Source organism: Salmonella enterica subsp. enterica serovar Typhimurium str. LT2, from assembly GCF_000006945.2.
GTDB lineage: Bacteria > Pseudomonadota > Gammaproteobacteria > Enterobacterales > Enterobacteriaceae > Salmonella > Salmonella enterica.
Genome location: NC_003197.2, coordinates 4,346,229 through 4,364,567, shown reverse-complemented (window position 1 = coordinate 4,364,567; position 18,339 = coordinate 4,346,229). Strand labels below are relative to the sequence as shown.

Below are 18,339 nucleotides of genomic sequence, written 5' to 3'. Positions count from 1 at the left end.
AAAAAATAATCTTAGCGTTCTGTCACCGTCTACGCAGGGGATTAAGCCTCTTGCGAGACGCCTGCGGTCTTCGACGGAGGCCTGGATAGGCCAGGCTCCAACGAACAAATTCTTTCTATGACTTCGTCCTTTGAACCGCAGCTGTGTTAGCTGCGCTCGTTCACACCAGTCACATAGTTAACTATGCTCCTGGCGACTCACTCACTTGCTGCCTTGCTGCAATTCAAATGACTCGCATAGTGCTCTGTTATATTTCAACAGAATCGTGGGGGTAAGATTGTAGACAAAATCACCGCCCACGTAAAGACTAATCTTAGTTCGCAGATGCGCTCAGACCAGCCTGATCAACGGCAACGCCAGCACCCATGGTGGTGGAGATGCTAACTTTCTTGATGTACACGCCTTTCGCCTGGCTCGGTTTTGCTTTTTTCAGCGCAACCAGCAGAGCTTCCAGGTTTTCTTTCAGTTTGTCAGCGTCAAAGTCCACTTTACCGATGGTGGTGTGGATGATGCCGTTTTTGTCGTTACGGTAACGAACCTGACCTGCTTTAGCGTTCTTAACCGCTTCAGCAACGTTCGGAGTTACGGTACCGACTTTCGGGTTTGGCATCAGGCCGCGCGGACCCAGAACCTGGCCCAGCTGGCCAACAACGCGCATTGCATCCGGGGATGCGATAACAACGTCGAAGTTCATTTCGCCTTTCTTGATCTGGTCAGCCAGATCTTCCATACCTACCAGCTCAGCGCCAGCAGCTTTAGCTGCTTCAGCGTTCGGGCCTTGGGTAAATACGGCAACGCGAACAGAACGGCCAGTACCGTGCGGCAGTACAGTCGCGCCACGAACGTTCTGGTCAGATTTACGAGCGTCGATGCCGAGGTTAACGGCAACGTCAACGCTTTCGTTGAATTTAGCAGTGGCCAGCTCTTTCAGCAGGGCAATAGCTTCGTTGATGTCGTACTGTTTGGTCGCATCAACTTTTTCACGGATCACGCGCATACGCTTGGTCAGTTTAGCCATTTCTTAGTCCTCCACTACCAGGCCCATGGAACGTGCAGTACCTTCGATGGAGCGAGTCATCGCTTCAATGTCGGCACCGGTCATGTCGGCAGCTTTGGTCTGCGCGATTTCCTGCAGCTGAGCGCGGGAAATTTTACCTACTTTGTCTTTGTTCGGCTTGCCGGAACCAGACTTGATACCAGCCGCTTTTTTCAGCAGAACAGCTGCCGGAGGCGTTTTGGTAACGAAGGTGAAAGAACGGTCAGCGTAAACGGTAATAACAACCGGAATCGGCAGACCTTTTTCGATGGAATCCGTTTTTGCGTTGAACGCTTTGCAGAATTCCATGATGTTCACACCCTGCTGACCCAGTGCTGGACCAACCGGCGGACTCGGGTTCGCCATACCAGCTGCAACCTGCAGCTTGACGTAGGCTTGTACTTTCTTAGCCATTCTAAATTCCTCGAATTGGGTAGTATCGCTTCAAAGAAGCTCCCCGTGATAAATATCGCTTTATGGGCATAAGGCCCATAAAAACAAAAGGCGCGAAATTGTATGTCAATTTCGCGCCCTATGCAACGATTAGATCGCTGCTTTTTTGATCGCAGCCTTACGCTTTCTCAACCTGACTGAAGTCCAGCTCTACCGGGGTCGCACGACCGAAGATAGAAACAGACACTTTCAGGCGAGACTTCTCATAATCGACTTCTTCGACAACGCCGTTAAAGTCTGCGAACGGACCGTCGTTAACACGAACCATTTCACCCGGTTCAAACAGAGTTTTCGGCCGCGGCTTATCGCCAACCTGCTGCAGGCGGTTCATGATCGCATCGACTTCTTTGTCGCTGATCGGCGCCGGACGGTCAGAGGTACCGCCGATAAAGCCCATCACACGCGGCACGCTGCGCACCAGGTGCCAGCTTGCGTCGTTCATGACCATCTGGACCAGAACGTAACCCGGGAAGAATTTGCGTTCGCTTTTGCGACGCTGGCCGCCACGGATCTCAACGACTTCTTCAGTCGGCACCATGACTTCGCCAAACAGCTCTTCCATATTGTGTAATTTGATATGCTCGCGCAGCGATGTGGCTACGCGGCCTTCAAAACCGGAAAACGCCTGAACGACGTACCAGCGCTTTTTAGGTGCTTCAGACATCTCAGAACCTCAGGCCAGTGATAAAGGATACCAGGCGAACCAGAATACCATCCAGTCCCCACAGGATCAGTGACATAACTGCGGTAACCGCAGCGACGATCAGCGTGGTGTGCAGCGTTTCCTGGCGAGTCGGCCAAATGACCTTACGGACTTCGGTTCTCGCTTCACGGGCAAAAGCAACGGTTGCTTTACCTTTTGTCGTCAACAGCGCGACACCACCCGCTGCAGCAATCAGAATTACTACGGCCAGCGCACGCAGCGGCAGCATCATGTCGCGATAGAGGTAGTTGCCGACGATTGCGACGATCAGCAATATGGCAACAACTATCCACTTCATCGCTTCCAGGCCGCGCCCGCTCCCTTGAGCTTCGGTATTCGCACTCATAAACCAACCTGTCAGAAGTATTCTACAAACATTTTCACCCCGCAATCGCGAGGCAATCCAAATCGAAACGCTTATTCGCCTTTCGGATTATACGCCCTCTACAGAGCCTGTCTCAGCAATGATTATGACAAATAAAATCACTGATGAGCCAGGTTCTGGTGTGAAAGCGTGCAAAAAGGGCATCAAATGATGCCCTTTTATTGCGCATTGCGTCAAATGTTATCAGCGATTAGCCGAGAACTTTAGCAACAACGCCCGCGCCAACGGTACGGCCGCCTTCACGGATTGCGAAACGCAGACCGTCGTCCATCGCGATCGGGTGGATCAGGGTAACAACCATTTTGATGTTGTCGCCCGGCATTACCATCTCTACGCCTTCCGGCAGTTCGATGGTGCCAGTCACGTCAGTAGTACGGAAGTAGAACTGCGGACGGTAGCCTTTGAAGAACGGAGTATGACGGCCGCCTTCATCTTTGGACAGAATGTACACTTCAGATTCGAACTTGGTGTGCGGCTTGATGGTGCCCGGCTTAGCCAGTACCTGACCACGTTCGATTTCTTCACGTTTGATACCACGCAGCAGAACACCTACGTTCTCACCGGCACGGCCTTCGTCCAGCAGTTTGCGGAACATTTCAACGCCAGTACAGGTAGACTTCTGAGTCTCTTTGATACCAACGATTTCAACTTCTTCGCCCACTTTGATGATACCGCGTTCTACACGACCGGTAACAACGGTACCACGACCGGAGATGGAGAATACGTCTTCGATCGGCAGCAGGAACGGCTTGTCAATCGCACGCTCTGGTTCCGGGATGTAAGAATCCAGGAAGCCAGCCAGTTCGATGATTTTCGCTTCCCACTCTGCGTCGCCTTCCAGCGCTTTCAGAGCAGAACCACGAACGATCGGCGTGTCGTCGCCCGGGAAGTCGTACTGAGACAGAAGTTCACGAACTTCCATTTCAACCAGTTCCAGCAGCTCTTCGTCATCAACCATGTCGCATTTGTTCAGGAACACGATGATGTACGGAACGCCTACCTGACGACCCAGCAGGATGTGCTCACGGGTCTGCGGCATCGGACCGTCAGTCGCAGCAACAACCAGGATCGCGCCGTCCATCTGAGCAGCACCGGTGATCATGTTTTTAACATAGTCGGCGTGCCCCGGGCAGTCTACGTGTGCGTAGTGGCGGGTCGGGGTATCGTATTCAACGTGAGAAGTGTTGATGGTGATACCACGCGCTTTTTCTTCCGGCGCGTTATCGATCTGGTCGAATGCGCGAGCGGCACCGCCGTAGGTTTTAGCCAGTACGGTAGTAATGGCAGCGGTCAGCGTTGTTTTACCATGGTCAACGTGGCCGATAGTACCGACGTTAACGTGCGGTTTTGTACGTTCAAACTTTTCTTTAGACATCGATTGTCCCTCTAAGACACGGATAAATCGGTGATATCACCACATCAACCAGGCAACACGCCCGACTTGTTGAATGCTAATAAACAGAAGAGAAAAACAGGAAGGAGAAAAGAAGTGGTGCTGATAGGCAGATTCGAACTGCCGACCTCACCCTTACCAAGGGTGCGCTCTACCAACTGAGCTATATCAGCACATCTTGGAGCGGGCAGCGGGAATCGAACCCGCATCATCAGCTTGGAAGGCTGAGGTAATAGCCATTATACGATGCCCGCATCCTGGAACTCGGCTACCTGATTTTCATTCTGCACTGAATATCGAGAGAAACTCTCTTTATTCGAGCCGGTAAGCGAACTTATCGTCTCGGGCTGCGCCATCGCGCGGCCGAAAATGGTGGTGGGGGAAGGATTCGAACCTTCGAAGTCTGTGACGGCAGATTTACAGTCTGCTCCCTTTGGCCGCTCGGGAACCCCACCGGACTTGATGGTGCCGACTACCGGAATCGAACTGGTGACCTACTGATTACAAGTCAGTTGCTCTACCTACTGAGCTAAGTCGGCATCAAGTAGCGCGCATTCTATGGAGACCTGCGTGCTCATGCAACTAAAAAATTGCATAAAATGTTCTATCGCTCACATTTTGCGCTATAAGAGACAAAAATGCTCTAATTTCAAACAAGAGAGCATAAATTTTCGGCATTTTACCGACCGTCTGACCAGGATACGACGCGGCATTTCAACGCTCCGTCGATAGAAAGCAATCTTCTGTATCTGGTATATTCGTCACATTGCTTCTCAGGGATAGCTTTCACAGCGAGATTTTTTCTTATTATTCCTCCCCATCTGGTGTTACCCTCCTGCCCATTGTCCAAATTAACTTAAATGTGACGTGCCGTTGCATGTCAGGGATGGCCCTCGTTCATCGCTGAACTGATGTAGCAATAGCAGCCAGAAACATGCTTATGAGTATAAAAGAGCAATCGTTAATGACGCCTTACCTACAGTTTGATCGCAGCCAGTGGGCTGCGCTTCGCGATTCTGTGCCGATGACCCTGACCGAGGATGAGATCGCGCAGTTAAAAGGCATTAATGAAGATTTATCGCTGGAAGAAGTTGCAGAAATATATTTACCTCTCTCCCGTTTGCTAAATTTCTATATCAGTTCAAATCTGCGTCGTCAGGCTGTCCTGGAACAGTTTCTGGGCACTAACGGCCAGCGAATCCCTTACATCATCAGTATCGCGGGCAGCGTCGCAGTGGGTAAAAGCACGACAGCACGCGTTCTGCAAGCGTTGCTGAGTCGCTGGCCGGAACACCGCCGTGTTGAATTGATTACCACAGACGGCTTCCTCCACCCAAACCAGGTGTTGAAAGAACGCGGGTTAATGAAGAAAAAGGGGTTCCCCGAATCGTATGATATGCACCGACTGGTGAAATTCGTTTCTGACCTCAAGTCGGGCGTACCGAACGTGACGGCGCCAGTCTATTCTCATTTGATTTACGATGTTATTCCTGAAGGGGATAAAACCGTCGCTCAGCCTGATATATTGATTCTTGAAGGTTTGAATGTTTTACAAAGCGGTATGGATTATCCTCACGATCCGCATCATGTATTTGTCTCTGATTTCGTTGATTTCTCTATTTACGTGGATGCGCCAGAAGAACTTCTTCAGACGTGGTATATCAATCGCTTCCTGAAATTCCGCGAAGGGGCGTTTACCGATCCTGACTCTTATTTCCACAATTATGCGAAATTATCTAAAGAAGAAGCTGTTAATACAGCAACTTCGCTTTGGAAAGAAATTAACTGGTTGAATTTAAAACAAAATATCTTACCTACACGAGAACGTGCCAGCCTTATTATGACCAAGAGCGCTAACCATGCGGTGGAACAGGTAAGATTGCGGAAATAACAGAAAAAAGGGGAGTACCGACTCCCCCTTTTTACTATTCGGCGCTTCGCAGCGATATTTCTCCGCCCATCCAGGGTTTAATCACGCCATCCTGTTCAAGCAATAATGCGCCTTGAGTATCAATGCCGCGAGAAATACCAAATATTTCTTTGTCACCAATAATTAGTTTTACCGGGCGATCAATAAAATTATCCAGTTTTTTCCAGCGCGAAAGATAAGGAGAAAGACCTTCTTGCTCAAAAAGCTCAAGCGCAGCACGTAGCTTATAAATCAGCTTTGCGGCCAGCATATTGCGGTCGAGCGTAATTCCGGCCTCTTGTAGTGTGATCCATCCCTGATTTATCACGTCCTCTTCTACGCGACGCATTGCCATGTTAATACCAGCGCCAATCACTATTTGTGCGGCATCGCCCGTTTTACCGGTTAACTCGACCAGAATACCCGCCAGTTTGCGGTCCAGTAGGTAAAGGTCGTTAGGCCACTTCACACGAACTTTATCTGCGCCCAGTTTACGCAGCACTTCCGCCATCACAATTCCAATGACCAGACTCAGGCCTATTGCCGCCGCAGGGCCCTGCTCCAGACGCCAGTACATTGAAAGATATAGATTCGCGCCAAACGGTGAGAACCATTTACGCCCGCGACGACCACGCCCCGCCTGTTGGTATTCTGCTACACAGGCATCGCCTGAGCGCAGCTCGCCAATTCGATCAAGTAAATACTGATTGGTTGAATCGATAACGGGCAATACCGCCACGTTTCCGCTATCCAGTTGGCTATGTATACGGTCAGCATCCAGTAACTGGATGGGTTCCGGTAAGCTATATCCTTTCCCGGGAACGGTAAATACATCTACTCCCCAGTCGCGTAATGTCTGGATATGTTTATTAATAGCCGCGCGGCTCATTCCCAGCCGTTCACCCAACTGCTCGCCTGAGTGAAACTCTCCGTCGGCAAGTAGTGAGATCAGCGTCAGGGGAACGGTAGTATCTTTCATGCAATGCTCTCCACAGCGTTCACCTCTCCGGACCGACCAATAAAGCGAACCTCAGGCTCCAGCCAGACATTAAATTTTTCACCCACTTTTTGCCGGACATGATGCGCCAGCGCCACCACATCTTTACTTGTCGCATCATTCGCATTAATCAATACCAGCGCCTGTTGGCGATGCACCGCAGCGCCGCCAATGGTGACGCCTTTCAACTGACATTGATCTATCAGCCAGCCTGCCGCCAGCTTCACTGAGCCGTCTGCCTGAGGGTAATGCGGCGCGTTGGGAAATCGTTCTAACAGTTCCATAGCGATATCGGCTGCGACAACGGGATTTTTAAAAAAGCTGCCCGCATTGCCATTCACTTTAGGATCCGGCAATTTTGTGGTGCGCATATGGCATACAGCATCAAACACCTGTTGCGCGGTGACCGTTTTCGGGTCCAAACAAGTAAGATCGCCATAGGTCAACACCGGCTGCCATTGCTTTGACAAACGCAGACCCACCGCGACGATCGCAACGCGATCCTGATATTCATTTTTGAAGATACTGTCACGATAGCCGAAACGGCATTCCGCCGCGGACAAACGCAGACGTTTTCCCGTTTCCAGTTCAACGCAGTCAACGTAGTCGCAGACGCGCTGTAGTTCTACGCCATACGCGCCAATATTCTGTATAGGCGAGGAACCAACGCAGCCAGGGATGAGCGCCAGATTCTCCAGGCCGGGCATGTTGTTGTCCAGCGCGTAGCGAACCAGCTGATGCCAGTTTTCGCCTGCGCCGACGTGTAGGTGCCAGGCGTCCGCGGTTTCATTGACCTCAATGCCTTTCAGGCGGTTAAGGATCACGGTGCCGGCGTAATTTTCCAGAAACAGGACATTGCTTCCTTCACCCAGGATCATAACCGGCAGTCCCTCACGAGTTGCTTGCTGCCAGGCGCTCAGTAGTTGTTGTTCGTTTTCAGCGCATACGATGTGCTTTGCACAATGATCAATGCCGAAGGTATTCCAGGGTTTTAGGGAGTGGGTCATGGCTGCTTTCCTGATACTCAATCGGCAATAGTTTACCGTATCTGTGTTGGGAAGGCTTGTGGTTATAATGAGGGTAGATCGGCGCGTCCCTGTAGGCCGGATAAGGCGGAGCCGCCATCCGGCAGAAACAGACAAAAACAAAAGGCCCTGTCTTCCGACAGGGCCTTTCGTTTTATTTGATGCCTGGCAGTTCCCTACTCTCGCATGGGGAGACCCCACACTACCATCGGCGCTACGGCGTTTCACTTCTGAGTTCGGCATGGGGTCAGGTGGGACCACCGCGCTAGTGCCGCCAGGCAAATTCTTTGTGCTCTGTACGCAATTCTTTATCGCATCAGCGGCGTTGCCTGCGCTCGTAAAGTCAGTCACATACTTCTGTATGCTCCTTCCTTTCCTTCGCTTGCCGCCTCGCTGCTGCGCAAATTATTGCGTACTCAACTCTGAATCAGTGCTGAAAATCTTCTCTTAACCGCCAAAACATCTTCGGCGTTGTAAGGTTAAGCCTCACGGTTCATTAGTACCGGTTAGCTCAACGCATCGCTGCGCTTACACACCCGGCCTATCAACGTCGTCGTCTTCAACGTTCCTTCAGGAGACTCTAAGTCTCAGGGAGAACTCATCTCGGGGCAAGTTTCGTGCTTAGATGCTTTCAGCACTTATCTCTTCCGCATTTAGCTACCGGGCAGTGCCATTGGCATGACAACCCGAACACCAGTGATGCGTCCACTCCGGTCCTCTCGTACTAGGAGCAGCCCCCCTCAGTTCTCCAGCGCCCACGGCAGATAGGGACCGAACTGTCTCACGACGTTCTAAACCCAGCTCGCGTACCACTTTAAATGGCGAACAGCCATACCCTTGGGACCTACTTCAGCCCCAGGATGTGATGAGCCGACATCGAGGTGCCAAACACCGCCGTCGATATGAACTCTTGGGCGGTATCAGCCTGTTATCCCCGGAGTACCTTTTATCCGTTGAGCGATGGCCCTTCCATTCAGAACCACCGGATCACTATGACCTGCTTTCGCACCTGCTCGCGCCGTCACGCTCGCAGTCAAGCTGGCTTATGCCATTGCACTAACCTCCTGATGTCCGACCAGGATTAGCCAACCTTCGTGCTCCTCCGTTACTCTTTAGGAGGAGACCGCCCCAGTCAAACTACCCACCAGACACTGTCCGCAACCCGGATTACGGGTCCACGTTAGAACATCAAACATTAAAGGGTGGTATTTCAAGGTCGGCTCCATGCAGACTGGCGTCCACACTTCAAAGCCTCCCACCTATCCTACACATCAAGGCTCAATGTTCAGTGTCAAGCTATAGTAAAGGTTCACGGGGTCTTTCCGTCTTGCCGCGGGTACACTGCATCTTCACAGCGAGTTCAATTTCACTGAGTCTCGGGTGGAGACAGCCTGGCCATCATTACGCCATTCGTGCAGGTCGGAACTTACCCGACAAGGAATTTCGCTACCTTAGGACCGTTATAGTTACGGCCGCCGTTTACCGGGGCTTCGATCAGGAGCTTCGCTTGCGCTGACCCCATCAATTAACCTTCCGGCACCGGGCAGGCGTCACACCGTATACGTCCACTTTCGTGTTTGCACAGTGCTGTGTTTTTAATAAACAGTTGCAGCCAGCTGGTATCTTCGACTGACTTCAGCTCCATGAGTAAATCACTTCACCTACGTGTCAGCGTGCCTTCTCCCGAAGTTACGGCACCATTTTGCCTAGTTCCTTCACCCGAGTTCTCTCAAGCGCCTTGGTATTCTCTACCTGACCACCTGTGTCGGTTTGGGGTACGATTTCGTGTTACCTGATGCTTAGAGGCTTTTCCTGGAAGCAGGGCATTTGTTGCTTCAGCACCGTAGTGCCTCGTCGTCACGCCTCAGTGTTAAAGTGAACCGGATTTACCTGGAACACACACCTACACGCTTAAACCGGGACAACCGTCGCCCGGCCAACATAGCCTTCTCCGTCCCCCCTTCGCAGTAACACCAAGTACGGGAATATTAACCCGTTTCCCATCGACTACGCCTTTCGGCCTCGCCTTAGGGGTCGACTCACCCTGCCCCGATTAACGTTGGACAGGAACCCTTGGTCTTCCGGCGAGCGGGCTTTTCACCCGCTTTATCGTTACTTATGTCAGCATTCGCACTTCTGATACCTCCAGCATGCCTCACGACACACCTTCACAGGCTTACAGAACGCTCCCCTACCCAACGAACGTATCCCTAAGCCAACTCGACTTTAATGAACGCTTTGACGTCGCTTCGCTCCGTCAATCGTCAACTCCGTAAAGTTGTCTTGGGTGATACGTTCGCTGCCGCAGCTTCGGTGCATGGTTTAGCCCCGTTACATCTTCCGCGCAGGCCGACTCGACCAGTGAGCTATTACGCTTTCTTTAAATGATGGCTGCTTCTAAGCCAACATCCTGGCTGTCTGGGCCTTCCCACATCGTTTCCCACTTAACCATGACTTTGGGACCTTAGCTGGCGGTCTGGGTTGTTTCCCTCTTCACGACGGACGTTAGCACCCGCCGTGTGTCTCCCGTGATAACATTCTCCGGTATTCGCAGTTTGCATCGGGTTGGTAAGCCGGGATGGCCCCCTAGCCGAAACAGTGCTCTACCCCCGGAGATGAATTCACGAGGCGCTACCTAAATAGCTTTCGGGGAGAACCAGCTATCTCCCGGTTTGATTGGCCTTTCACCCCCAGCCACAGGTCATCCGCTAATTTTTCAACATTAGTCGGTTCGGTCCTCCAGTTAGTGTTACCCAACCTTCAACCTGCCCATGGCTAGATCACCGGGTTTCGGGTCTATACCCTGCAACTTAACGCCCGGTTAAGACTCGGTTTCCCTACGGCTCCCCTATACGGTTAACCTTGCTACAGAATATAAGTCGCTGACCCATTATACAAAAGGTACGCAGTCACACAGGTAAACCTGTGCTCCCACTGCTTGTACGTACACGGTTTCAGGTTCTTTTTCACTCCCCTCGCCGGGGTTCTTTTCGCCTTTCCCTCACGGTACTGGTTCACTATCGGTCAGTCAGGAGTATTTAGCCTTGGAGGATGGTCCCCCCATATTCAGACAGGATACCACGTGTCCCGCCCTACTCATCGAGCTCACAGCACATGCGCTTTTGTGTACGGGGCTGTCACCCTGTATCGCGCGCCTTTCCAGACGCTTCCACTAACACACATGCTGATTCAGGCTCTGGGCTCCTCCCCGTTCGCTCGCCGCTACTGGGGGAATCTCGGTTGATTTCTTTTCCTCGGGGTACTTAGATGTTTCAGTTCCCCCGGTTCGCCTCATTAACCTATGGATTCAGTTAATGATAGTGTGACGAATCACACTGGGTTTCCCCATTCGGAAATCGCCGGTTATAACGGTTCATATCACCTTACCGGCGCTTATCGCAGATTAGCACGTCCTTCATCGCCTCTGACTGCCAGGGCATCCACCGTGTACGCTTAGTCGCTTAACCTCACAACCCGAAGATGTTTCTTACGATTCATCATCGTGTTGCGAAAATTTGAGAGACTCACGAACAACTTTCGTTGTTCTGTGTTTCAATTTTCAGCTTGATCCAGATTTTTAAAGAGCAAAACTTCGCAGTGAACCCTTTCAGGTACACTCTGAAGTATTTTTTCGTAAACACTCACGAGATGGTGGAGCTATGCGGGATCGAACCGCAGACCTCCTGCGTGCAAAGCAGGCGCTCTCCCAGCTGAGCTATAGCCCCATCGTGTAGTCAGAACCTCTTTACCGATAATTTTTCCTGAGACAAGGCGTGGAATAACGAAGCATACATCAGTATGTGAGTTATTTCACAACGCAGTATTCAGGGAAAATTTGGTAGGCCTGAGTGGACTTGAACCACCGACCTCACCCTTATCAGGGGTGCGCTCTAACCACCTGAGCTACAAGCCTGTAGAGGTTTTACTGCTCGTTTTTCATCAGACAATCTGTGTGAGCACTTCAAAGACCGTTTCTTTAAGGTAAGGAGGTGATCCAACCGCAGGTTCCCCTACGGTTACCTTGTTACGACTTCACCCCAGTCATGAATCACAAAGTGGTAAGCGCCCTCCCGAAGGTTAAGCTACCTACTTCTTTTGCAACCCACTCCCATGGTGTGACGGGCGGTGTGTACAAGGCCCGGGAACGTATTCACCGTGGCATTCTGATCCACGATTACTAGCGATTCCGACTTCATGGAGTCGAGTTGCAGACTCCAATCCGGACTACGACGCACTTTATGAGGTCCGCTTGCTCTCGCGAGGTCGCTTCTCTTTGTATGCGCCATTGTAGCACGTGTGTAGCCCTGGTCGTAAGGGCCATGATGACTTGACGTCATCCCCACCTTCCTCCAGTTTATCACTGGCAGTCTCCTTTGAGTTCCCGACCTAATCGCTGGCAACAAAGGATAAGGGTTGCGCTCGTTGCGGGACTTAACCCAACATTTCACAACACGAGCTGACGACAGCCATGCAGCACCTGTCTCACAGTTCCCGAAGGCACAAATCCATCTCTGGATTCTTCTGTGGATGTCAAGACCAGGTAAGGTTCTTCGCGTTGCATCGAATTAAACCACATGCTCCACCGCTTGTGCGGGCCCCCGTCAATTCATTTGAGTTTTAACCTTGCGGCCGTACTCCCCAGGCGGTCTACTTAACGCGTTAGCTCCGGAAGCCACGCCTCAAGGGCACAACCTCCAAGTAGACATCGTTTACGGCGTGGACTACCAGGGTATCTAATCCTGTTTGCTCCCCACGCTTTCGCACCTGAGCGTCAGTCTTTGTCCAGGGGGCCGCCTTCGCCACCGGTATTCCTCCAGATCTCTACGCATTTCACCGCTACACCTGGAATTCTACCCCCCTCTACAAGACTCAAGCCTGCCAGTTTCGAATGCAGTTCCCAGGTTGAGCCCGGGGATTTCACATCCGACTTGACAGACCGCCTGCGTGCGCTTTACGCCCAGTAATTCCGATTAACGCTTGCACCCTCCGTATTACCGCGGCTGCTGGCACGGAGTTAGCCGGTGCTTCTTCTGCGGGTAACGTCAATTGCTGCGGTTATTAACCACAACACCTTCCTCCCCGCTGAAAGTACTTTACAACCCGAAGGCCTTCTTCATACACGCGGCATGGCTGCATCAGGCTTGCGCCCATTGTGCAATATTCCCCACTGCTGCCTCCCGTAGGAGTCTGGACCGTGTCTCAGTTCCAGTGTGGCTGGTCATCCTCTCAGACCAGCTAGGGATCGTCGCCTTGGTGAGCCGTTACCTCACCAACAAGCTAATCCCATCTGGGCACATCTGATGGCAAGAGGCCCGAAGGTCCCCCTCTTTGGTCTTGCGACGTTATGCGGTATTAGCCACCGTTTCCAGTAGTTATCCCCCTCCATCAGGCAGTTTCCCAGACATTACTCACCCGTCCGCCACTCGTCAGCGAAGCAGCAAGCTGCTTCCTGTTACCGTTCGACTTGCATGTGTTAGGCCTGCCGCCAGCGTTCAATCTGAGCCATGATCAAACTCTTCAATTTAAAAGTTTGATGCTCAATGAATTAAACTTCGTAATGAATTACGTGTTCACTCTTGAGACTTGGTATTCATTTTTCGTCCTAGGACGTTAAGAATCCGTATCTTCGAGTGCCCACACAGATTGTCTGATAAATTGTTAAAGAGCAGTGCCGCTTCGCTTTTTCTCAGCGGCGCGGGGTGTGCATATTACGCTTTCCCGCTTCAGAGTCAAGCGTTTATTTTCGCTTTTCTCCGTGAGGTTCTGGTCTGAACCCCGGTGACCCGGCGGCCTGTGTGCCGTTGTTCCGTGTCAGTGGTGGCGCATTATAGGGAGTTATTTCTGCCTGACAAGAGGAAATTTAAAATAATTTCTCAAGTGCCTGGTATTTACCCAAAACGCCATTAAACCGGCAGTTTTTCGAGCGTTTCAAAGCCATAACGCTGTAAAACGGGTAATAATTGTTCAGCTCCTGGCGTCATTGCCATGCAATAAGCAATATTGGCATCGGTTGATTTCGCATCCGGCGCTTCATGTTCCAACAGCCAGGCTGTACGACGCGCTATCGCCGCGCCGGAATCCACTAACCGCGTCCCTTCGGGCAGGACTTGCAAAAGCTCGTCCCGTAATAGAGGGAAATGCGTACACCCCAGAACGACCGTGTCAGGCGGCTCCGGCATTCGTAGCCATGGGCGTAATATGCGGCGCAGTTCTTCCAGCGATACCGAATCGCCATGTAATTTAGCTTCCGCCAGTTCCACCAGTTCTGCCGACCCTAACATCGCTATCTGACATTCATTGGCGAAGCGCGCAATCAGCTCGTGAGTATAAGGACGTTTGACCGTGGCTCTCGTCGCCAGTAGCCCGACGACGCCATTTGCGGTCAGCCGCGCCGCTGGTTTAATCGCAGGCACAACGCCCACCACCGGGAAGGCAAACTTTTCACGTAATGCGGGAAGTGAGACCGTACTGGCGGTATTACAGGCAATCACCGCCAGTGAAAGGGGATAGCGCTGCTGTACCGCAGTCACAATCTCGACAACGCGCTCGACGATAAACGTTTCACTCTTTTCCCCGTAGGGGAAAGCCACGTTATCGAAAGCATATATATAGTGGAGATCCGGCAGGAGCCGCCGAATCTCATCATAGACCGACAATCCACCGACGCCGGAATCAAATACCAGCACGGTGGGACGTGGTTCAGAAGGTGTAGCTGCCAGACAAGGTGTATTCTCGTCCTGCAGTTTGGTAGCCATAAACTGTCTCGTAATCTTTGTCGAACAGGTTGGCTATTTTACCACGAACTGTCAGATGTGAGGTGACCGGATATGCAACCGTAAGATCCCATAAACTGACGCCGCCCATTTTTACTGTCCGGTATGGGTAAGCGGAGTAATCCGAATCATAGCGGGAACCAAGGTATTGATATGTCATCCCCCAGTCAAAATCGTAAACGTCCCAGTCAAGTTGATATTTTGCCATCTGTTTGGAACGCCGGGGTAATGGCGTATCGGTAATCGCATTACGCGCATCAACGTAATCATAACTGACCGTATGCGTTAACGGTCCGGTATCGAAATTCGCCGTCGCCTCAATACCTTTAATGCGCGCCTTACCTTCGTTGTAATATTTTTGCAGATGATCGTCATAATCGATCATGTCATTAATATCGTTACGATAACCTGAAATACGCCAGCTGACGCCAGCGGTTAGCCCTTCAAATGCGCCTTCCCACTGTTTACTCTTTTCAGGATTCAGGTTCGGATTACCGTAATAACCATACAGTTGGCCCAAATTAGGCGCTTTGTAGGAGGTTCCGTAGGAGGCAATAAAGCGATAACCTTCTATAAACTCCCATCCCGCGCTGGTTTGCCATGTACCATGACGACCAAACTGGGAGTTGTCATCACTGCGCGCCGCCGCTTCCAGAGTGAAGTCACCCAACTGTTGTAATCCTGTCAGGTAAACCCCGGTATTACGCTGGTCATATCCCTCGGGCACATAGCCGGTACCTGGCGTGGTAGTCTGTTTCTGCCAGTCTACGCCCGCCCCAACATTACCGTGCCCCACGACCACACTGTTGGTCCATTGAACATTGTACTGTTTCATCTCATCCAGCGTGGCGGAGGTATCATACCGGCCATAGTGCGGATCATAGTTGTAATCTTTACTGTGGCTATAGCTTGAAACCAGCTGAGACTGAATACGTTCGCCATTAAAGTGCAGCCCGGCGTCCCAGCTTTGGCTATAAAGTTTGCGTGTATCAATCAGCGGCGAGCCCGGCGAGTAATAGGCGTCGTAATCGGTACGGTTATCGTAGCCATAACCACGCACGAATCCGCTCCAGCGATCAGAAAAGGTATGCTCTAACGCGCCATAAAGCGTTTTACTCAAAAAGCCGTCCCGGTCAGGCTGCGCCTGCATCCCGGTACCGCCTTTCGCTACCACGTCAAACCCTTTGGTGTATTCGTAATCGCCGATCAACGTCGCCCGCGTGTTTTCGCCAAGTTGCTGTTGCGTCGAGATGTCGTAATTCTGGTAGCTATTGCTTCCCCATCCAGCGGTTAATTCTGTGCCTGGGTTATCGCGCGTCGTAATGATATTCACTACGCCGCCGATAGCATCGGAACCATAAATAGCGGAGCGCGGACCGCGAATATATTCAATGCGCTGTACCAGCGACACCGGGAACTGGCTGAGATCGGCGGACCCGCTCACGCCTGCTAAATTCAGACGCACGCCGTCAATCAATACCAGTACATGGCTGGAGTTGGTGCCGCGAATGAAAATGGAGGAGTTTTGTCCGGCGCCGCCGCTCTGCGCAATATCGACGCCAGGCAAACGGCGCAGAACATCATTTACGGAGGTCGATTGCCAGCGTTCAATATCCTGACGCGTCACGATGGTAACGGGCGCCAGAACCGCGCTGCGCGGCTGCTGAAAACGGTTGGCGGTGACAACCAGGGTATCCGGGCTAGTGTCCTGCGCCCAAGCGGAAAAGGCCGTGACGGAGAACGCCGTCAGCAGCGTAGCTTTTTTAATCATTGTAAAGCATCCACAATATAAGAAGGATGCCGCAGGCTTCATCGATAGTACGCGATGATGAAAAACCAGATGCGACGTTAGCCGGCAGGTCTTCGGGCTTGGAGGGTTATCCGTTGGCTGGATAGCAGAAATGATGACTTCCCGCCGGAGGCAGTGTCTGCTTACGCTCTCATCTCACCTTTCCTTACCGCTGCGCGTCAGCTCCAGATTTTCACTGGATTCCCTATTAACTCACAGGACCGGCCCACGGATGCTACCGTCTGTCACAACACCCTGTCCAGACCGCGCATCACAAATCAGAAATCATCAATAGCTGGACATCCACTGAGCAATCCCTACAATCCCCGCGTACTTTTATTATTCAGGATGCGATATGACCCCCGAACATCTTCCGACAGAACAGTATGAGGCGCAGCTGGCCGAAAAAGTGGCGCGCTTGCAGAGTATGATGGCGCCGTTTTCTGGCCTGGTTCCGGAAGTATTTCGCTCGCCGGTCAGTCACTATCGTATGCGTGCGGAATTTCGCCTGTGGCATGACGGCGATGACCTGTACCACATTATGTTTGATCAGCAGACCAAAAGCCGGATTCGCGTTGACACCTTCCCGGCGGCCAGCCAACTGATTAATACCTTAATGAAGGCGATGATTGCCGGCGTGCGCGATAATCATGCACTGCGGCATAAGCTGTTCCAGATCGATTATCTCACGACCTTGAGCAACCAGGCGGTAGTGTCGTTGCTGTACCATAAGAAGCTGGACGAAGAGTGGCGTGAAGCCGCCACTGCGTTACGCGATGCTTTACGCGCGCAAGGTCTGAACGTACACCTGATTGGCCGGGCCACTAAAACTAAAATCGAATTGGATCAGGATTATATTGATGAGCGTCTGCCTGTGGCAGGTAAAGAGATGATCTACCGCCAGGTCGAAAACAGCTTTACGCAGCCAAACGCCGCCATGAATATTCAGATGTTAGAGTGGGCGCTGGAGGTGACGAAAGACTCAAAAGGCGATCTGCTTGAGTTGTATTGCGGCAACGGCAATTTTTCTTTAGCGCTGGCGCGCAATTTTAACCGCGTGCTGGCAACCGAAATCGCCAAACCGTCCGTCGCTGCCGCACAGTACAATATTGCCGCTAATCATATTGATAATGTGCAAATTATTCGCATGGCGGCGGAAGAGTTTACCCAGGCGATGAATGGCGTTCGTGAGTTTAACCGCCTGCAGGGGATCGACCTGAAGCGCTATCAGTGCGAAACCATTTTTGTCGATCCGCCGCGCAGCGGTCTGGACAGCGAAACGGAAAAAATGGTGCAGGCTTATCCACGTATTCTGTACATTTCCTGCAATCCGGAAACGTTGTGCAAAAACCTGGAAACGTTAAGCCAGACGCACACGGTGTCTCGCCTGGCGCTATTCGATCAGTTCCCGTATACACATCATATGGAATGCGGGGTATTACTCACCGCAAGGTAAAATGTACGTCGGATGGCCGGTTATACCGCCATCCGGCATTCGCACACTATTCCGCGGTGTCCTGCTTGCGGTTACGCAGTTTAAAGCCAATCCAGAATACCAGAATCACCGACAGCACCGCCGGGAAGAAATTAGAGCCAATATCCGGATATTCTGCACGCACGACGGTGCTATACAGTAAAACGCCAAGAATGAAACAAGCGGCGGCCAACCCCGGCAAACCTACCGGCATAGTACGATTTTGGTAGCGCTGATGCAGGCAATATACCGTCAGCACCAGCGAGATAATCGGGAATACGGAGAACGGCACAATAGCGCTAAACAGCGCCGCGAATGTGCCGTTAATCGATAAGCCAGCGATGAGCGCCAGCAACAGCGTACCTTTATCTTGACCTGACTGTTTCATTACTCGTCCTTCAC

13 protein-coding genes, 6 tRNA genes, 3 rRNA genes, 1 pseudogene and 13 other annotated features are annotated in these 18,339 nt (G+C 51.7%); of the genes and pseudogenes, 4 read left to right on the top strand and 19 right to left on the bottom strand.

Annotation, left to right across the window (positions count from 1 at the left end; translation table 11 throughout):
* Positions 1-313 precede the first annotated feature (313 nt).
* From rplA to thrU, 9 genes are all read right to left on the bottom strand, one after another.
* Positions 314-1,033, bottom strand: a protein-coding gene (rplA, locus tag STM4150; protein NP_463019.1) for a 50S ribosomal subunit protein L1. Within the gene, positions 314-1,018 belong to an annotated coding region; the region does not span the whole gene.
* The gene (rplK, locus tag STM4149; protein ID NP_463018.1) for a 50 S ribosomal subunit protein L11 occupies positions 1,022-1,462 on the bottom strand. Within the gene, positions 1,022-1,450 belong to an annotated coding region; the region does not span the whole gene. The genes rplA and rplK overlap by 12 nt, the downstream gene beginning before the upstream one ends.
* Positions 1,028-1,033 (bottom strand) — a ribosome-binding site (putative RBS for rplA; RegulonDB:STMS1H004067). Its footprint overlaps the gene before it by 6 nt.
* Positions 1,457-1,462 (bottom strand) — a ribosome-binding site (putative RBS for rplK; RegulonDB:STMS1H004066). (Lies within the gene rplK.)
* A 145-nt stretch (positions 1,463-1,607) precedes the next feature.
* Positions 1,608-2,164, bottom strand: a protein-coding gene (nusG, locus tag STM4148; protein NP_463017.1) for a component in transcription antitermination. Within the gene, positions 1,608-2,153 belong to an annotated coding region; the region does not span the whole gene.
* The gene (gene secE, locus STM4147) for a preprotein translocase IISP family, membrane subunit (RefSeq protein NP_463016.1) occupies positions 2,155-2,549 on the bottom strand. Within the gene, positions 2,155-2,538 belong to an annotated coding region; the region does not span the whole gene. The genes nusG and secE overlap by 10 nt, the downstream gene beginning before the upstream one ends.
* Positions 2,159-2,164: a ribosome-binding site (putative RBS for nusG; RegulonDB:STMS1H004065), on the bottom strand. Its footprint overlaps the gene before it by 6 nt.
* Positions 2,544-2,549: a ribosome-binding site (putative RBS for secE; RegulonDB:STMS1H004064), on the bottom strand. (Lies within the gene secE.)
* Before the next feature lie 218 nt (positions 2,550-2,767).
* Positions 2,768-3,964 (bottom strand): protein chain elongation factor EF-Tu gene (tufB, locus tag STM4146; RefSeq protein NP_463015.1). Within the gene, positions 2,768-3,952 belong to an annotated coding region; the region does not span the whole gene.
* Positions 3,959-3,964, bottom strand: a ribosome-binding site (putative RBS for tufB; RegulonDB:STMS1H004063). (Overlaps the previous gene by 6 nt.)
* A gap of 106 nt (positions 3,965-4,070) precedes the next feature.
* A tRNA-Thr gene (thrT, locus tag STM4145) sits at positions 4,071-4,143 on the bottom strand.
* A 9-nt stretch (positions 4,144-4,152) separates the two neighbouring features.
* Positions 4,153-4,224, bottom strand: a tRNA-Gly gene (gene glyT / locus STM4144).
* 119 nt (positions 4,225-4,343) lie between these two features.
* Positions 4,344-4,425: transfer RNA gene (gene tyrU, locus STM4143), tRNA-Tyr, on the bottom strand.
* Positions 4,426-4,436: 11 nt separating this feature from the next.
* A tRNA-Thr gene (gene thrU / locus STM4142) sits at positions 4,437-4,509 on the bottom strand.
* 19 nt (positions 4,510-4,528) lie between these two features.
* Here thrU and STM4141 point away from each other — a divergent pair.
* The 3 genes and pseudogenes from STM4141 (at position 4,529) to coaA (ending at position 5,861) form a co-directional block, all read left to right on the top strand.
* Positions 4,529-4,702 (top strand): putative cytoplasmic protein, encoded by a 174-nt coding sequence (locus STM4141; protein NP_463014.1) that lies wholly within the window; start codon positions 4,529-4,531, stop codon positions 4,700-4,702.
* A 23-nt stretch (positions 4,703-4,725) separates the two neighbouring features.
* A pseudogene (locus STM4140) lies at positions 4,726-4,830 on the top strand (pseudogene; no in-frame start).
* 67 nt (positions 4,831-4,897) lie between these two features.
* Positions 4,898-4,903 (top strand) — a ribosome-binding site (putative RBS for coaA; RegulonDB:STMS1H004059).
* Positions 4,898-5,861 (top strand): pantothenate kinase gene (gene coaA / locus STM4139; protein ID NP_463013.1). Within the gene, positions 4,911-5,861 belong to an annotated coding region; the region does not span the whole gene. Its footprint overlaps the feature before it by 6 nt.
* 34 nt (positions 5,862-5,895) lie before the next feature.
* Here coaA and birA read toward each other — a convergent pair.
* The 9 genes from birA to btuB all read right to left on the bottom strand — a co-directional run bounded on the left by birA (position 5,896) and on the right by btuB (position 16,459).
* The gene (birA, locus tag STM4138; protein ID NP_463012.1) for a biotin operon transcriptional repressor occupies positions 5,896-6,872 on the bottom strand. Within the gene, positions 5,896-6,858 belong to an annotated coding region; the region does not span the whole gene.
* Positions 6,855-7,896, bottom strand: a protein-coding gene (murB, locus tag STM4137; RefSeq protein ID NP_463011.1) for a UDP-N-acetylenolpyruvoylglucosamine reductase. Within the gene, positions 6,855-7,883 belong to an annotated coding region; the region does not span the whole gene. The genes birA and murB overlap by 18 nt, the downstream gene beginning before the upstream one ends.
* Positions 6,867-6,872, bottom strand: a ribosome-binding site (putative RBS for birA; RegulonDB:STMS1H004058). (Overlaps the previous gene by 6 nt.)
* Positions 7,891-7,896: a ribosome-binding site (putative RBS for murB; RegulonDB:STMS1H004057), on the bottom strand. It lies within the gene murB.
* Positions 7,897-8,061: 165 nt before the next feature.
* Positions 8,062-8,182 (bottom strand): 5S ribosomal RNA (rrfB, locus tag STM4136).
* Positions 8,183-8,374: 192 nt separating this feature from the next.
* Positions 8,375-11,368: ribosomal RNA gene (gene rrlB, locus STM4135) — 23S ribosomal RNA — on the bottom strand.
* A 185-nt stretch (positions 11,369-11,553) separates the two neighbouring features.
* A tRNA-Ala gene (locus STM4134) sits at positions 11,554-11,626 on the bottom strand.
* Positions 11,627-11,740: 114 nt separating this feature from the next.
* A tRNA-Val gene (gene ileU / locus STM4133) sits at positions 11,741-11,814 on the bottom strand.
* 67 nt (positions 11,815-11,881) lie between these two features.
* Positions 11,882-13,425: ribosomal RNA gene (rrsB, locus tag STM4132) — 16S ribosomal RNA — on the bottom strand.
* The 16S, 23S and 5S rRNA genes sit together here with 2 tRNA genes alongside, the layout of an rRNA operon.
* Before the next feature lie 379 nt (positions 13,426-13,804).
* On the bottom strand, positions 13,805-14,656 hold the full coding sequence (gene murI, locus STM4131; protein ID NP_463010.1) for a glutamate racemase: 852 nt from the start codon (positions 14,654-14,656) through the stop codon (positions 13,805-13,807).
* The gene (gene btuB / locus STM4130; protein ID NP_463009.1) for an outer membrane receptor for transport of vitamin B12, E colicins, and bacteriophage BF23 occupies positions 14,601-16,459 on the bottom strand. Within the gene, positions 14,601-16,445 belong to an annotated coding region; the region does not span the whole gene. The genes murI and btuB overlap by 56 nt, the downstream gene beginning before the upstream one ends.
* Positions 16,454-16,459 (bottom strand) — a ribosome-binding site (putative RBS for btuB; RegulonDB:STMS1H004053). (Overlaps the previous gene by 6 nt.)
* A 214-nt stretch (positions 16,460-16,673) precedes the next feature.
* Positions 16,674-16,682, top strand: a -35 signal (putative -35_signal for trmA; RegulonDB:STMLTH004650).
* Between btuB and trmA the strand changes: the two genes are divergently transcribed.
* The gene (trmA, locus tag STM4129; protein ID NP_463008.1) for a tRNA (uracil-5-)-methyltransferase occupies positions 16,674-17,919 on the top strand. Within the gene, positions 16,819-17,919 belong to an annotated coding region; the region does not span the whole gene. (Overlaps the previous feature by 9 nt.)
* Positions 16,690-16,698, top strand: a -10 signal (putative -10_signal for trmA; RegulonDB:STMLTH004650). Its footprint overlaps the gene before it by 9 nt.
* Positions 16,808-16,813: a ribosome-binding site (putative RBS for trmA; RegulonDB:STMS1H004052), on the top strand.
* A 46-nt stretch (positions 17,920-17,965) precedes the next feature.
* Here the strand turns inward: trmA and yijD are convergent.
* Positions 17,966-18,336 (bottom strand): putative inner membrane protein gene (gene yijD / locus STM4128; RefSeq protein NP_463007.1). Within the gene, positions 17,966-18,325 belong to an annotated coding region; the region does not span the whole gene.
* Positions 18,331-18,336, bottom strand: a ribosome-binding site (putative RBS for yijD; RegulonDB:STMS1H004051). (Overlaps the previous gene by 6 nt.)
* Positions 18,337-18,339: the final 3 nt, after the last annotated feature.